We start from the raw sequence: 15,517 nt of genomic DNA on the forward strand, positions 1-15,517 counted from the left end.
TTGGTGTTACAAAAACAACTGGTTATCCTGTTTATACATCCAGTGATTAATTCATGTTGTTGATCAGAGCATCCGCAAAACCGGAGCAGGTCAGCAGGGTGGCTCCCTGCATCACGCGCTCAAAATCGTATGTTACCAGCTTCTGTCCGATAGTCCGATCAATCGCTCGGGTGATCAGATCCGCCGATTCCTGCCATCCCATATATTCAAGCATCATCACTCCCGAGAGAATAACCGATCCGGGATTGACTTTGTTCAGATTGGCATATTTGGGCGCAGTTCCGTGAGTTGCTTCAAATATGGCATGCCCAGTCTCGTAATTGATATTAGCACCGGGTGCGATGCCAATACCCCCAACCTGCGCTGCGAGAAGTTCGGAAAGTAGATCCCCTTCCAGATTCATAGCGGCAATCACATCAAATTCCTTGGGCCTGCTGAGCACCTGCTGGAATGTGATATCAGCGACAGAGTCCCTGACCACAAGGAACTTCTTCCATTTCCCGGCACCGTGAGTCGCCTGCAGGGATAAAGCGCTGCAAATCTCATTATGTGCAGCCTCCTGCTGGCGTGGCGACATAAGATCGTATCCCGGTTCCAGTAACCGGGCAATCTCTTCAATGCTTAGAGACGGCTTGCGGTCCAGACTATCGAGGATCAGGGCCTCTCTTTCAGTAACCACCTGCTGGCGGAACAGGGACGTTGCAACCTCGTATCCCCATTCGCGAAAGGCCCCATCCGTAAATTTCATAATGTTGCCTTTATGGACAATTGTCACTGATTTGCGGCGATTCCTAAGAGCATATTCGATCGCCGCCTTGATCAGCCGTTGAGAACCTTCGCGGGAAATCGGCTTGACTGCGAAGGAGGATGATTCAGGGAACCGTACCTTGTCAACGCCCATATCATTCAGCAGAAATCTGCGGAACCTGTCGCAATCAGAGGTACCGGTCATCCATTCTATGCCTGCATAGAGGTCCTCACAATTTTCCCGGAAAATTGCAACATCCACATCCTCGGGCCTCTTGACCGGCGAAGGAACCCCCTGGAAGTAGCGTACTGGCCGCAGGCAGACATACAGGTCGAGCAATTGTCGAAGAGCAACATTCAAAGAGCGTATCGGCCCGCTGACCGGTGTGGTCAAAGGCCCTTTTATACCGACTAGGTATTCCAGAAAAGCGTCGACGGTTTCATTGGGAAGCCATGCCCGCTCTCCTAAACTGTCCCGAAACATGCCGAAGGCCTTCTCCCCGGCGTATACTTCCATCCAGCTAATTCGACGTTTACCGCCGTAGACCTTACCGACAGCTGCGTCGAAGACACGCACCGAGGCTTTCCAGATATCAATGCCGGTGCCATCTCCTTCAATGTACGGTATGATCGGGTTGTCCGGCACGTTCAGCTTGCCGTCCGTTCCCTTAGTGATTTTTTCCCCTGCGGAAACTGTCACATGACGGTGCGCCAACCGATCCACCCTTTCAACCCTGTTCCCTGCCGAAATGTGATCAATTCAGCTCCTAAGGGCTGAAAAGTGGTACAGGCGGCTGTACGAGTACAGCCGCCTGCGGAATTGCGTATTATGCAATGGAATTGATGATTGCGTTCAAGGTAGCACTTGGGCGCATAGCTTTTTCCGTCTGGACCGGATCCGGCATGAAATAGCCACCAATATCCTGTGGCTTACCCTGAGCACCGATCAATTCTGCATTGATCTTTTCTTCATTCTCCTGGAGCTGCTTTACCACCTTGGCAAAGCGGTCAGCGAGGTCCTTGTCCTGAGTCTGTGCTGCCAAAGCCTCTGCCCAGTACATGGCCAGGTAGAAATGGCTGCCGCGGTTGTCGATCTGGCCAACCTTACGGGCTGGGTTCTTATTCTGATCCAGGAACTTGGTATTGGCCTGATCAAGGGTATCTGCCAGGAGTTGTGCTTTTTCGTTCTTGAAGGTAGCCGCCAGATGCTCCAGGGAGACAGCCAGAGCAAGGAACTCGCCAAGAGAATCCCAACGCAGGTACCCTTCCTGTACAAACTGCTGCACATGTTTGGGAGCCGAACCGCCAGCACCGGTTTCAAAAAGACCGCCGCCAGCCAAAAGCGGTACTATGGACAGCATCTTAGCACTTGTGCCGAGCTCAAGGATCGGGAAGAGGTCGGTCAGGTAATCCCTCAGGGCGTTACCGGTCACGGTAATCGTGTCCTGACCTGCTTTGGCACGCTCGCAGGTGAACAGCATCGCGTCAACCGGAGCCATGATGCGGATATCAAGACCAGTGGTATCATGATCCTTCAGATACTTGTTTACTTTCTCGATCATCTGGCCATCGTGCGCCCTGTTCTTGTCAAGCCAGAAGATCGCCGGAGCGCCGGTAGCCCGGGCTCTTCTTACCGCCAGCTTAACCCAGTCCTGGATCGGCAGGTCTTTAGCCTGGCAGCCGCGCCAGATATCGCCCTCTTCAACATTGTGCTGCATCAGCACGGCGCCGGACTCATCAATGACACGCACTGTGCCGTTTGCAAACATTTTGAAAGTCTTGTCGTGTGAGCCGTACTCTTCCGCTTTCTGAGCCATGAGGCCGACGTTGGCAGTTGAACCCATGGTGGTGGGATCGAACTGGCCGTTCTTCTTGCAGAAGTCAACACAGACCTGATACCACCGGGAGTAGCACCTGTCGGGGACGACGCACTTCACATCTTGCAGTTTGCCGTCAGGGCCCCACATCCCGCCGGAGTCACGGATTACGACCGGCATGGAAGCGTCGATGATAATGTCGTTGCTGGCATGGAGGTTGGTGATGCCCTTGTCGGAATCAACCATGGCCAGAGGCGGACGCTTTTTGTAGGTTTCCTGGATGTCCGCTTCGATTTCGGCACGCTTGGCTTCCGGCAGTTTCTGGAGTTTCAGGTACAGGTCGCCCAGACCGAGGTCCGGATTGACTCCCAGCTCCTTGAAGGTAGCAGCATGTTTTTCAAACACGTCCTTGAAGTAAACGGAGACGAAATGGCCGAACATGATGGGGTCGGAAATCTTCATCATGGTGGCTTTGAGGTGTACCGAGAAAAGGATTCCCTTGGCCTTGGCGTCCTCGATCTGCTCTTCGATGAATTTGCGCAGGGCTTTGGCGCTCAGGAACGTACCGTCAAAAATTTCGCCGGCCTGCAGCGAGAGCTTCTCTTTCAGAACAGTGACCTTGCCGGCCTGATCGACAAACTCGATCTTTACGTTGCCTGCTTTCGGCATGGTAATGGACTTTTCATTCTCGTAGAAATCACCAGACTCCATCCAGGACACGTGAGTCTTGGAGTCCGAGGCCCAGGCACCCATCTTGTGCGGATGTTTCTTTGCATATTCCTTAACTGCCTTCGCCGACCTCCTATCGGAGTTTCCTTCCCTCAGAACAGGGTTTACGGCGCTACCGAGACATCTTGCATAACGGGCATGAATCTCTTTTTCAGCATCGGTTTTCGGCTCTTCTGGATAATCAGGAAGCTTATAACCCTTTTCCTGCAGCTCTTTTATGGCGGCCTTCAACTGGGGAATCGAAGCACTGACATTGGGGAGCTTGATGATATTGGCTTCAAGCTTCTGGGTAAGGTCGCCCAGCTCAGCCAGATAATCCGGCATTCTCTGTTCGGGGGTCAAATAGTCAGAGAAGTTTGCAATAATTCTTCCGGCAACCGAGATATCCCTCGTTTCTACGGCAACGCCGGCCGCCTTAGTGAAAGCATTGACGATAGGAAGCAAAGAGTAAGTTGCCAGTGCGGGTGCCTCATCAATCTTGGACCAGATAATCTTTTGTTCCGACATGTTCCCTCCTTAGTTTTAATGCCGACACCGCTGCAATTGGCAGGATTCGAAGCATACGATTCCCAGATCTAATGGCGCAAGTGAGGCAATTTTGCCTGCTACATTCCTGAGCTTTATTAAAACAGCAATTTAAAGCAATGCCATTCAATTACAGAAACTTACAACACCGGAGATATACGGGGAAAAATTTTGTATACAGTATACAAAGGGCATGAGGGTGTCAAGAAAAAAACTTTCTCACATTAACAACATGAACAACGTTATGAGGTTGGGGAGGAATTATTTTCGACCTGAATAACGTTTTGCTTCAGTGATATCGTCGCGGGAAAAATTGCGGGGAATTTTGAGTTTCTGGCCTGGCCAGAGTTGGCGAGGGTTACGTATTTGATCACGGTTGGCCCGGTAAATGATAGGCCAGAGGGATGCATCGTCATAGATCTCTGTACGTGCGGCAATCTGTGGAAGCGTTTCACCTCGGCGGACAGTATGCAAAGAAGGAAGAATTAAAGTTGGTTCCTGTGAATTCTGACGTGCTCGCGCCGCAATTGCAGCCCGCGTCAGCGCCTCTTTGTTCAGCCTTTCCTGTGCGGCCAGACGTGCTTCCAGTTCAGCTGCGTCGCGTAAAGCACGATCCTTTGCAATCTGAGCAGCCTTTTCAGCCTTTTCAGCCTCTGCAGCTGCGGCCATGCGCTCCTTGCTGGCTAGCAGCTCCGCCCGCAAGACTACACTTTTTTGGAGAACCAGCAGATAATATGGATCAGCATCGCGAGAGTTATCATAAACATGCAGCATAGCTTCACCATGTTCAAAGGTTTCCACAAGATTGTAGTACTCTTGCGGAAAGAGCTTGGCCGCCTCCTGACGACCAAGCTCTTCCACTGCAATCGCCGCAGAGTCACGCCAGAGTGGCGACGACGCCGAGCAGGCTGTCAAAAAAAAACTGACAGCTATTATCCAGATGAAACTACACATTTTTACATCAGCTCAATTTTTCAACCAAGCGAATGCCTAATTCACGTAATTGCTTGGTTTCTACCATGGAAGGCGCTTCCGACATCATACAGGTGCCTTTTTGTGTTTTTGGAAAGGCAATTACATCACGGATGGAGTCGCTCCCGGTTAACAGCATGATCAGCCGATCCATTCCAAAAGCAATACCTCCATGGGGAGGTGTACCAAACTCAAGAGCATCTAGCAAGAAACCGAATTTACTACGAGCTGATTCATCGGAAAGGCCAAGCAGTTTAAACATGAGCGACTGCACTTGCTCCTGATGAATCCTGATAGACCCTCCCCCTATTTCGTTACCATTAAGAACTAGGTCGTACGCCTTGGCACGGCAGCGGCCCGGATCAGATTCAATAAAAGGGAGATCCTCATCCATTGGGGCGGTAAATGGATGATGAACCGCAGCCCAACGCTTCTCTTCCTCATCCCATTCCAGGAGCGGAAAGTCTGTTACCCATACGAAGCGGTAATCATCCTTGCTGGTGAGTTTAAGAATACTTGCCAAATGATTACGTAATTTACCCAATGAATCATTTACGACCTTAGGCTTGTCGGCAACAAAGAAGAGCAAATCTCCCTCTTCAGCATTGAAAGCGGTATTCATTGCAGCAATCTCATCAGGGGTAAAGAATTTTGCTATGGGAGAATGCCATTGGTTGTTTTCAATTTTCACGTATGCCAATCCTTTGGCACCATAAATTTTGACGAAATCGGTTAGATCATCTATCTCTTTACGTGAGAATCGTGCACACCCTTTCGCATTAAGACCCTTGATAATACCGCCCTTTTCAGCAGTGTCTGCAAAAACCTTGAAACCGGAAGTTTTTACAAGATCCGTCAGATCACATAGCTCCATGCCAAATCGGAGATCAGGATTATCCACTCCGAAACGGCGGATCGCTTCTGCATAAGTGATACGCTGAACCGGAAGTGGGACATCAATCCCTTTAGTTTCTCTAAATACGCGGGCAATCAGGCCTTCCATCATAGATATAATATCTTCACGATCGATGAAAGACATCTCACAGTCAATTTGAGTAAATTCAGGTTGGCGATCGGCACGTAGGTCTTCGTCACGGAAACAACGTACAACCTGGAAATAGCGATCAAATCCAGAAATCATCAAGATCTGTTTAAATATTTGTGGCGACTGGGGAAGAGCATAGAAGCTCCCTTGATTAATGCGCGAAGGAACTAGAAAATCACGTGCACCTTCGGGTGTGGATTTTGTTAAAAATGGAGTTTCAAGCTCGATAAATCCATTTTCAGATAAATAACTTCGGGTTAGCTGAGAAACTTTGGAGCGAAGAATGAGGTTATGCTGAAGTTGAGGCCTACGAAGATCCAGGTAACGATACTTGAGCCGAATATTTTCATTGGCTTCGCTGAACTCATCAAGCATAAAAGGAAGCGGTTTAGAACGATTGAGAAGTCTGCATTCGCTAACCTGTATTTCAACCTCGCCGGTTTTCATACCCGGATTAACAGTACCTTCAGGGCGAGGAATTACCGTTCCCTTGACAGCCAACACAAATTCACTGCGGATAGATTCAGCGACTGCATGAGCTTCTGTATTTAGTGCTGGGTCGAAAACTATTTGGGCAATCCCCTCGCGATCACGCAAGTCAATAAAAACCAAACCACCATGGTCCCTGCGACGCAGTGCCCATCCCATCAAAATAACCTCACTACCGACATTTTTTGCTGTCAGATCCCCACAATAATGTGAGCGTTTCCAACTCCCAAGCATCTCCATATAAACCTCCAGAATAAATTTCTGTATTGAATGCAAAACTTTTATTGCTAATGAAGATTAAAGTACAATTAGTTTATTAATTTACCAATGTTGCCAAGACGGGGCCGAAATTTTTCCCTATCCCATGACCAGTACTTTATAAAGGCAAGACCTTTTATTTTATCGCGTGTAACAACTCCCCAGAAACGGCTGTCATAGGAGCGGTCGCGATTATCTCCCATCACAAAATATGAATTTGGCGGTACTGTAACCGGGCCAAACGTATCACGGGGGTTCATCTCTTTGGGAATGATATCTTTCTCTTTATGTATTTCGTGTGGGTTCTCGAACTGCTTTCCATTGACAAAAACTTTTTTATCTTTACCCTCAACCACATCACCAGGTAGACCAACCACCCGTTTGATAAAATCCTTGCTGGGATCTTCAGGGTACTCAAAAACGATTACATCTGCACGTCGAGGATCACGAACCTTGATCATGGTTTTATCCACAAATGGAATTTTGGTTCCATAAATAAACTTTGCCACCAGCAGGTGATCTCCAATGGCTAGGGTATCTTCCATAGAGCCAGAGGGAATTTTGAATGCTTGAACGAGGTATGTCCGAATAACTAACGCCAACAGAATGGCAATTATGATGGATTCGGCATATTCTCGGACAATGCTTTTTCTCTTAATAATTGGCTCATTTTTTAGAGGTGCTTCTTCATGTGGAAATTCAGTTTGTGCTTGCATGTAGCTCCTTTTCGTGCGGCTCTACGTTCTATTGTATTAGTGTACGTACAAACAACCTAACAACATCACGTACATTTGACCCGATTAATCGACTTTTAGAATCGCAAGAAACGCTTCCTGCGGCAATTCAACATTGCCAACATTTTTCATACGCTTCTTTCCTTCCTTCTGTTTTTCGAGTAGTTTGCGCTTTCTGGTTATATCACCGCCATAACACTTCGCCAGCACATCCTTTCGCATCGCCTTGACTGTTTCACGAGCAATAATTTTGTTGCCAATGGCAGCTTGAATAGCCACCTCAAACATCTGACGAGGGATCAACTCTTTCATCTTGGCTACCAAGTCACGCCCTCTGAAGTAGGCTTTCTCGCGATGAATGATCAGCGACAACGCATCAACGATATCGCCATTAATCATGACATTCATGCGCACCAGTTCGCTACGGCGATAATCCAGATGTTCGTAATCAAGAGAAGCGTAACCCTTGGTTATGGATTTCAGCCGGTCATAAAAATCGAGAACAATCTCGTTGAGTGGAAGCTCATAGATAATCATCACCCGGGTGGGGGTGAGATATTTAATCTCGCGCTGTATGCCGCGCTTGTCTTCACACAGTGAAAGCACGCCCCCCACAAAGTCATTGGGCACATGTATGTGAGCCAGGATGAAAGGCTCTTCAAGGTAATCGACATGGTGTAGTTCTGGCAGTTGATTGGCGCTCTCGATAGTCAGCACCTCGCCGGTTACGCGATGCACCCTGTAGACAACAGTCGGTGCGGTTGTGATCAGGTCAAGGCCGAATTCACGTTCAAGACGCTCCTGGATGATCTCCATATGCAGCAGCCCGAGAAATCCGCAACGGAAACCAAATCCCAAGGCAACCGATGTCTCTGGCTCAAACGAGAACGATGAATCGTTGAGCTTCAGCTTGGCAAGGGCATCACGCAATTGCTCGTACTGGACTGTATCAATGGGGTACAGGCCTGAGAACACCATCGGCTGCACCTCCTTGAAACCTTCCAACGGCTTCTCGCACTGCCGATGCAGCAGAGTCACCGTATCGCCGACCTTAGCATCGGCGACATCCTTGATTCCGGCTATGACAAAGCCTACCTCGCCTGCGGTAAGTTGTGGCACTTCAACCATAACTGGTGCAAACACTCCCACTTTCAGGGCTTCGAAAGAGCTGTTGGTGGCCATAAGCTGAATCTTGTCGCCTTTTTTGAGAATTCCATCAAACAAACGAACAAGAATAATAACACCCTGATACTGGTCATACCATGAATCAAAAAGCAGTGCTTTGAGCGGTGCCTGCGAATCCCCTTTAGGGGGTGGAATCTTCTTAATGATTTCTTCAAGAATCTCGTGCGTTCCAATCCCTTCTTTTGCACTGGCCAAGACAGCATCATGGGCATCAATTCCAATTATTTCTTCGATCTCCTGAATAACACGCTCCGGCTCAGCAGCGGGTAGATCAATTTTGTTCAGTACGGGGAATACTTCCAGATTGATATCCAGGGCCAGATATACGTTTGCCAAAGTCTGGGCCTCAACCCCTTGGGAAGCATCAACGACCAGCAGCCCGCCTTCACAGGCTGCCAGCGAGCGAGAAACTTCATAGGTAAAGTCCACATGACCAGGAGTGTCTATCAGATTAAGAATGTAATCTTTGCCGTCATCAGCACGATATTTAAGGCGGACCGTCTGGGCCTTGATGGTAATGCCCCGCTCCCGCTCAAGGTCCATCTTGTCCAGGAACTGGTTCTGCTTTTCCCGGTCGGAAAGAGTGCCTGTGTACTCCAGTAATCGGTCAGCGAGGGTGGATTTGCCGTGATCGATGTGAGCGATGATAGAGAAATTGCGGAGTCTGCTGATATCCATGAATTACCTTATTTGTTTGGGGGAGATGAATAGAGAAGGATAAATAATAACGTGCGGATTGTAAAGGCTGTTGTCATCATTAACAGTATAAAAAAATACGAGGCATCGCTATGCCTCGTATTTTTTAAGGAAACAGGTAGACCAATGAATATTTAAATCGATCCGAGAATTCGTGGTGTAATGAATATCAACAGCTCAGTTTTAGTCTTGCTCTTATTATTGGTTTTGAAAAGCTTGCCCAGCAAAGGAACATCCATGAGAAATGGAACACCATCATCTGCTTCAGTGTCACTATCTACATAGATCCCACCGATAACTGTTGTCTCACCGTCGCGAAGTAACATCTCGGTAGTAGCCTGTTTCTTGTTGATCGGCGGAGGGTTACCACCGGCTCCGGGAGAATCATTTTTGGCATCTATTTTCATGCCGATGGTGCCGTTGGCATTAATATGCGGGGTTACTTCAAGCGAAAGGGCTGCCTCAATAAATTTGGTCTCAACCTTGTCTGAAGTGGAGGAAGTGTAAGGTATTTGCTGCCCCTGAGTGATTTTAGCTGTTTTGTTGTTCAAGGTTGCTACTTTGGGAGTAGACACAATCTTGATCAGACCGGCGCTGGCAGCTGCATTCAGTCGCATATCCAGCTGTACGTTGCTACCTAGAGTACCAAAGGAAATTCCCATATTCCCTCCGGCAGTTGTACCGGTACCAGAGGTGGGCGGTGCGGAAGTCAAACCACCAAAGCCGGTATCCAAAGAATTTATACCCAGAAATGATGCTGCTGCATCGCGGAAATGCACTCCCCAGTTGACCCCCAAGTTCCGGGAAAAGGTAGATGTTGCTTCTACGATACGGGCTTCAATCATTACCTGTTTTTCTGGAACATCCAATTGAGAGAGCAATCTCCGCATGTCGTCCAGAGCCTGTGGAATATCTTTTACTATTACCTTGTTGGTTCGCACGTCCTGGGCGATTGTACCCCGGTCTGTCTTGAGCGATGCAAACTGCGCTGCAATACCGACAGTATCTGCATAATTGACACTGAAGGTTTCGGTTTTCAATTCAATTGATCTGGTAAGGGCCTTTTTAACCTCTTGCTCTTCCTCTGCCTGAGATTTGAATTTGCCTTTCCCTTTTATAATGATGATGTTGCCATCTTCTCGTTTATCTAATCCTTTTGTGTCCAGAATAATATCCAGCGCCTGATCCCATGGGACATTGACCAGTTTGATACTTATGGTGCCAGTTACATCATCTCCCAGCACAAAGTTTTTGTTACTTACCTCGGACAGCAATTGAAATATCTTGCGCACTTCTGCATCTGCGAATTCGAGTGAAACTTTACGTCCTTTATATGTCTTGCCCAATTCAACAAGCTTTACAGGTTCGGCCGCAAGCACATTGCCAAGATCAGAATCAAGTTTGGCGGGAACTTTTGTATTTTTAGATAAAGCTTCAGGTTGCAACTCCCGAAGATCCGGAGAATTTTTTCCATTTGTGGCCGGGTTTTTAAAGTCCACGTAAAGCATGTCCCCTTCACGATGGAAACTATGAGGGACTGCTGCACGCAAAGCGATCCTGATTTTAGTGTCATGGCCTTTATTCGTTTTTACCAACAGAGGGGTAATACGCAATACAGGCGAATTAAAAGCCTTGGTTTCAAGAGAGCGCTGCAATGGTTTTGGAAGGTTTGCATTTTTGATGGGCAGAGTGACAAAACCAGAGGACTGCTCAGGAACGCCAACGGAAACATCCCCTACTATTTTTACGGAAACTCGTGATATCCCGTCGACAATTTGAAAATCGATCATCTCCACTCCAGCAGATACCGAAGGGATACCGGGTTGTTTTACCGATACAGCTTCAAGCTTTTTCTGTTGTTTCGCAGGGTTCGAGTCTGAAGATTTTTCTTGAACAGCGGGTTCAGCAAGTTCGGAGACAGACCTTTTAGTTGGCTCAGACGGTTGACTAGCTACTTTTACTGGCGCAGTGGGAGGATTCTGGGGGCTGCCATCTTTTACCGTTGACGATGTTCCGTTTAAAGTGACGACAGCACCTTCAGCAGATTTCAGAGCAGCAGCATTTAAAAATCCACCATTTACACCGTCAAAAACTATGCGCAATTTTTCCGGATACATTCCTATGCGAGCTGAAGCGATACCTGCCGAATTGATCGGGATCAGCTTTTCTGCAAGGCCGTTTTTGACATCAAAAAGGTCTACCACAAATCTATCAGGCTTGTTAAGGCGCATCGTTTTAATTTCGCCAGCACCATTTTCAATGGTCAAAACTATAGAATTATCTTTAACTTTAAGAGACTTTAGTATTCGGTCCACAACTGGTTCAGGTTTAGCGATTCCCTCTCCTTGGGGAGTTGTTGTGGCTGGCTGTGTTTGCGGGGTGACTGACAGAGGGGCGCTTACAGAAGAACCAGTCTCGGATTGTGACACTACTGCAGGAAAAGATATTTTTATTTCACCAGGATTTTCTGGCGAAACAGAAAGAATCGCATCACCATCCTTAAACAACTCAATGTCAAGTCGCGTCATAACGCCGGCATCAGTATCATATCGATTAGCCGTGACGCTTTTAAAATTGCCTTTGTTGAACACAACTGGGGCCGAAATAACACCCGGAGTGGTCTGGGAAAGATCAACAATTAACCGAAGCGGAGCTGAGGTTTTATAACTGGTGTAGGTCGTCGGTGATGACAACTTTACGGTTAGTTCAGGCTGATTACTTTTGCCGCTCAAGAAGATGCCTTCAACTGAAACGGGCAATTTCTTTGAAGCATCCTGTGCAGAATCGGCTCTCTGAGGAAATCCGCCAGTCAGGCATACAAGAACGAGCAGGGAAAACGTCAATACAATCGAGTGCCTGGTGATCAACTTCATAAGGAACTCCTTAATATTTCCTGGGAAGGGTAAGCTTAATTATTTCCTTGCGCACCCGTCCATTATCATCCTTGAACTGTTCGCGCACTTCAACTCCATTGGTAGTGATCGCTGTAACTCGGCCATTATTCGGCCCCATGGTCATGCCCACCTTCAGTACATAACCCTTTCCAGCAGGATCAGTAACCATGGCTTGATTCCCCTTTTCTCCAGTGACAACTCCAATTAGCTTGAACTGACTCACTTCAAAACTGTGAATAGGCAATCCAGATGTTTTTTTCGTCTTGTCCGCTGTCGGCAGAGTGGGAGCTTTCACAATAACGTATGGTTTGAAGGGATCTTTTTTGGTGCTGAAATCAAACTGTGCAGTCGGAGTTGGCAAACTGGCGGCAGAACTTGCTTGACGCTGCACCGCCTTGGCTTGCGGCTTGACAAGCCCTGCTTCGGGTTTGGCAACTGGAGGTGGTGAAGACTGCTGTTCCGCTTTCTTACAACCTGCGATTAACTGCAGCATCACAGTAAAACCGACGAGAGTTGCAATAACAGACCTATTTAGTCGCAGGTTTTTTTTCATCCTTTATCTCTTTCTTGTCAAGAAAACGGAACGTGGTGGCAAGACAATTTACCTTTGTCATAGTTCTATTATTCAGATTCTTAATATCGGCAAATGCAACATTGGTAATATTAACAATCCGCGGAAGGTTGGATACGGCGGCGAAAAAGTTGGCAACACTGTAATACGAACCAGATACGCTGATATCAACAGGAACTTCAGAGTAAAAATCTTTAGCACTTTCTGCTTTAGGTCTGAAAACAAGAAAGTCCAAACCAGCGTTCTTTCCCAGGGAAGTGATGCTTGTCAGCAAAGAAGGTATTTCTTTCGAGTTGGGAAGTTCCGTGAGCGCCTGTTGCAACTCAACATTTAGCTGATCATACTCTTTCTGCAAACGTGGAAGATTAGATGCCAACCTGGTTTTTTCATCTATTTCACTCTGAAGTCTTGATAGTTCGGTTTTTAGGTTTTGATGTTCCTTATATTTGGGGACATAAAGAAACCAGATAAGCCCGGCAGCCTCGAGGATTACAACAGACAGAAGAATAATGATCTTCTGTTTGGTCGGCAACTTGAGTATTTTCTCTATCTGTGGATCCATATTACCCGCCTGAAAACTTTTATTTCGCGGCGGCCGGTGCCGGGGCACCAGCCGCTACAGGTTTTGCTGCGCTCGCAGCTGTCTCCAGCTTACAACTGATATCAAAGCGCTTAAGCTTATTGCCGCCTGATTCACTTTGCTCAGAAACCAGAAGTTCAACATTCATATAATCGGAAGATGCTTCCAAACTGCGCATGAATGCCGCAATCAGATCTTCTGTAAAAGCAAAACCTGAAATCTTTATGTCGGCGCCAGTTTCTGAGTATCCTGTCAACCATAACTGATCAGGTGTGATTTCACTCAGAGTGGCGAGACGGTGGGCAGGTCCTGATTTGTTCTTGCGCAACTGGGTTAGTACATCCAGCTTTTTCTTAACCTGCTCCTTAAGTGTTTTCAGCTCTTCCAACTTACCTAGTTTTTTCTTTAGGTCGCTGATTTTATTATTGGCAGTACTAATGTCATTTTTGGTAGCAGCAATCTGTGCTCCATTAATGAAATAAGCTGTGAGGACTAAAGCAAGAACTAGAAAGACAGAAATTCCAAAGATCGTCAGTTGCTGAACTGCAGTTTCTTTTCTTTTGGCTGCACGAATAGGTAAGAGATTAATTTTTATCATTTGTCCCCTACCCTCCTTGTGGCAAGCCCGACTGTGACAGCCATGAGGGGGCCAATCTCCTGAAGGTATTCAGGATCGAAATCTTTTTCGCTGTATTTTAATTTTGCAAAAGGATTGCTTACCTCTACCGACAATCCCAGCTTTTCTTTGACTGCAGCCTGGAAGTTATATGTTTTAGAGCAACCGCCGCTCAGCACAATTTTCATCACCCGATCATCATTGGCGGTGGAATTAAAAAAATCAAGGGACCGCCTGATTTCTTGGGTCATTGATTCATTTACCTTATCAATTACATCCATAAGGACATGATTATTAGTTTCTTGGACAAGTAACTTTATGGATTCGGCCTCAACACTGCTGATACCCAGCTGTTTCTGAATTTCGTCCGTGTACAGATTACCCCCCATCTGCACATCCCTTGTAAACAGTGTCACACCATCCTTGACCACGTTTATGTTCATCACACTGGCGCCAATATTTACCAAGGCAACAATTTCATCGGGGCCTGCGTCGTGGTTGATCTCAAAAGCATTTTGAACAGCAAAAGAGTCCACATCCACGACTGACAGCAACAAGCCTGCGTCGTTAAAAACCGCAACATAATCGTTGATGATGTCCTTTTTGCTGGCCACCAGCAGGACATTCATCTTTGTTGGGTCAAGACTATCTGGAGATAGAATTTGAAAATCGAGGTTAACGTCATTTATATCAAATGGAATGTACTGTTCTGCTTCCCAGGTAATTTGATCTTCAAGCTCCTCGGATGACATTGTTGGAAGTGTGATTTTACGAATAATGACAGAGTTGCCCGAGATGGAACAGGCTGCATCTTTTACCTTTATTTCAAGGCTTGACACGAGATTTTTGACTGCAGAGACAATGGAGGCGCTGTCCATAATGGTATTATCGACAATCGCTTCGGGAGGGAGAGGAACTATACCGAGATTAAGAAGTTGAAAGGAACCTTTGGATTCCTTGAGCTGTACCAACTTCACAGAGCTTGAGCCGATATCGATCCCAATAACTTCTTTTTTCTTTTTCAATAAAAACATATCAGTTTCCCTGTATGTATTCAGGCTTGAAAAACTTTTTCCTTTTCATCTAAAGAGTACCCCAAGGCGAGTATGATCTTTCGCATTGTTTCCAGGCGGCACTTTTCACCCCGCTCAATTCGATCGATAGTCAGAGGCGACACACCGGATTTACGAGCAAGTTCTGACTTGCTGATCAAACGGGATTCGCGGATTGACTTAACCTTATTTTGACTCTTCATAGTCATATACCCATTTTAATTAGATGTTTGGCAACATCTACCTACAAGTGGGTTCTAAGTCAAGATAATTTTGTATAATTATGCATAATAACATTTGAACGCACAGGTTTGTCCTTCTTGATTGGCTGGGCATCGGGAAACCCATCACCAGCTTGTTACAGAGGACAAGCAAAGAAGAAAAGCAATCATTAGAATTGGCATAAATGTCTCCGAATTTAACCTGAGAGCAGAAGCAGTACCATGAACGAAAAAAAGCCGAATCGCAGAATCTCTAATAATCAGATATTTCGGCGACCCGGCTGTCTCAGAGAGACCCAATGGGCTTTCCGTCCCACCCTCGCGGATGGTTTAGTATTGTCGTGTATCAGTTTTTTAACGTATTAATAAATTATCAAATTACTCCA

12 protein-coding genes and 1 riboswitch are annotated in these 15,517 nt (G+C 46.8%); all 12 genes read right to left on the reverse strand.

Annotation, left to right across the window (positions count from 1 at the left end):
• Nucleotides 1–46 precede the first annotated feature (46 nt).
• The 12 genes from icd to KJB30_RS01510 all read right to left on the reverse strand — a co-directional run bounded on the left by icd (nucleotide 47) and on the right by KJB30_RS01510 (nucleotide 15,113).
• On the reverse strand, nucleotides 47–1,447 hold the full coding sequence (gene icd, locus KJB30_RS01455; protein ID WP_367618903.1) for an NADP-dependent isocitrate dehydrogenase: 1,401 nt from the start codon (nucleotides 1,445–1,447) through the stop codon (nucleotides 47–49).
• Nucleotides 1,448–1,574: 127 nt separating this feature from the next.
• Nucleotides 1,575–3,800, reverse strand: a complete 2,226-nt coding sequence (locus KJB30_RS01460; RefSeq protein WP_214296143.1) for an NADP-dependent isocitrate dehydrogenase — start codon at nucleotides 3,798–3,800, stop codon at nucleotides 1,575–1,577.
• Between the two features lie 279 nt (nucleotides 3,801–4,079).
• Nucleotides 4,080–4,772: a LysM peptidoglycan-binding domain-containing protein gene (locus KJB30_RS01465; protein WP_214296144.1), complete on the reverse strand. Its 693-nt coding sequence runs from the start codon at nucleotides 4,770–4,772 to the stop codon at nucleotides 4,080–4,082.
• A 7-nt stretch (nucleotides 4,773–4,779) separates the two neighbouring features.
• On the reverse strand, nucleotides 4,780–6,564 hold the full coding sequence (gene aspS, locus KJB30_RS01470; protein ID WP_214296145.1) for an aspartate--tRNA ligase: 1,785 nt from the start codon (nucleotides 6,562–6,564) through the stop codon (nucleotides 4,780–4,782).
• Nucleotides 6,565–6,632: 68 nt separating this feature from the next.
• The gene (gene lepB, locus KJB30_RS01475) at nucleotides 6,633–7,298 is read right to left on the reverse strand and encodes a signal peptidase I (RefSeq protein WP_214296146.1); all 666 of its coding nucleotides are present in this window, start codon (nucleotides 7,296–7,298) and stop codon (nucleotides 6,633–6,635) included.
• Nucleotides 7,299–7,382: 84 nt separating this feature from the next.
• The gene (lepA, locus tag KJB30_RS01480) at nucleotides 7,383–9,179 is read right to left on the reverse strand and encodes a translation elongation factor 4 (protein WP_214296147.1); all 1,797 of its coding nucleotides are present in this window, start codon (nucleotides 9,177–9,179) and stop codon (nucleotides 7,383–7,385) included.
• A 152-nt stretch (nucleotides 9,180–9,331) separates the two neighbouring features.
• Nucleotides 9,332–12,070, reverse strand: coding sequence for a type IV pilus secretin PilQ (locus KJB30_RS01485; protein WP_214296148.1), 2,739 nt, complete (start codon nucleotides 12,068–12,070; stop codon nucleotides 9,332–9,334).
• A 10-nt stretch (nucleotides 12,071–12,080) separates the two neighbouring features.
• Nucleotides 12,081–12,644: a pilus assembly protein PilP gene (locus tag KJB30_RS01490; RefSeq protein ID WP_214296149.1), complete on the reverse strand. Its 564-nt coding sequence runs from the start codon at nucleotides 12,642–12,644 to the stop codon at nucleotides 12,081–12,083.
• Nucleotides 12,619–13,224, reverse strand: coding sequence for a type IV pilus inner membrane component PilO (locus KJB30_RS01495; RefSeq protein WP_214296150.1), 606 nt, complete (start codon nucleotides 13,222–13,224; stop codon nucleotides 12,619–12,621). Before KJB30_RS01495 ends, KJB30_RS01490 begins: the two co-directional genes overlap by 26 nt.
• A 19-nt stretch (nucleotides 13,225–13,243) precedes the next feature.
• The gene (locus KJB30_RS01500; RefSeq protein ID WP_214296151.1) at nucleotides 13,244–13,840 is read right to left on the reverse strand and encodes a PilN domain-containing protein; all 597 of its coding nucleotides are present in this window, start codon (nucleotides 13,838–13,840) and stop codon (nucleotides 13,244–13,246) included.
• Nucleotides 13,837–14,892 (reverse strand): type IV pilus biogenesis protein PilM, encoded by a 1,056-nt coding sequence (pilM, locus tag KJB30_RS01505; RefSeq protein ID WP_214296152.1) that lies wholly within the window; start codon nucleotides 14,890–14,892, stop codon nucleotides 13,837–13,839. The genes KJB30_RS01500 and pilM overlap by 4 nt, the downstream gene beginning before the upstream one ends.
• Before the next feature lie 20 nt (nucleotides 14,893–14,912).
• Nucleotides 14,913–15,113, reverse strand: coding sequence for a helix-turn-helix transcriptional regulator (locus KJB30_RS01510; protein WP_214296153.1), 201 nt, complete (start codon nucleotides 15,111–15,113; stop codon nucleotides 14,913–14,915).
• A 286-nt stretch (nucleotides 15,114–15,399) separates the two neighbouring features.
• Nucleotides 15,400–15,476: riboswitch (cyclic di-GMP riboswitch) on the reverse strand.
• Nucleotides 15,477–15,517 lie beyond the last annotated feature (41 nt).

This window comes from Pelotalea chapellei (assembly GCF_018531195.1).
Lineage (GTDB): Bacteria > Desulfobacterota > Desulfuromonadia > Geobacterales > Pseudopelobacteraceae > Pelotalea > Pelotalea chapellei.

Excerpts from the sequence above, each read along its gene's own strand:
- KJB30_RS01485 (WP_214296148.1), bottom strand. The coding sequence starts at position 12,070 with ATGAAGTTGATCACCAGGCACTCGATTGTATTGACGTTTTCCCTGCTC.
- pilM (WP_214296152.1), bottom strand. The coding sequence starts at position 14,892 with ATGTTTTTATTGAAAAAGAAAAAAGAAGTTATTGGGATCGATATCGGC.
- KJB30_RS01500 (WP_214296151.1), bottom strand. The coding sequence starts at position 13,840 with ATGATAAAAATTAATCTCTTACCTATTCGTGCAGCCAAAAGAAAAGAA.
- lepB (WP_214296146.1), bottom strand. The coding sequence starts at position 7,298 with ATGCAAGCACAAACTGAATTTCCACATGAAGAAGCACCTCTAAAAAAT.
- KJB30_RS01510 (WP_214296153.1), bottom strand. The coding sequence starts at position 15,113 with ATGAAGAGTCAAAATAAGGTTAAGTCAATCCGCGAATCCCGTTTGATC.
- KJB30_RS01490 (WP_214296149.1), bottom strand. The coding sequence starts at position 12,644 with ATGAAAAAAAACCTGCGACTAAATAGGTCTGTTATTGCAACTCTCGTC.
- KJB30_RS01460 (WP_214296143.1), bottom strand. The coding sequence starts at position 3,800 with ATGTCGGAACAAAAGATTATCTGGTCCAAGATTGATGAGGCACCCGCA.
- aspS (WP_214296145.1), bottom strand. The coding sequence starts at position 6,564 with ATGGAGATGCTTGGGAGTTGGAAACGCTCACATTATTGTGGGGATCTG.
- lepA (WP_214296147.1), bottom strand. The coding sequence starts at position 9,179 with ATGGATATCAGCAGACTCCGCAATTTCTCTATCATCGCTCACATCGAT.
- KJB30_RS01495 (WP_214296150.1), bottom strand. The coding sequence starts at position 13,224 with ATGGATCCACAGATAGAGAAAATACTCAAGTTGCCGACCAAACAGAAG.
- KJB30_RS01465 (WP_214296144.1), bottom strand. The coding sequence starts at position 4,772 with ATGTGTAGTTTCATCTGGATAATAGCTGTCAGTTTTTTTTTGACAGCC.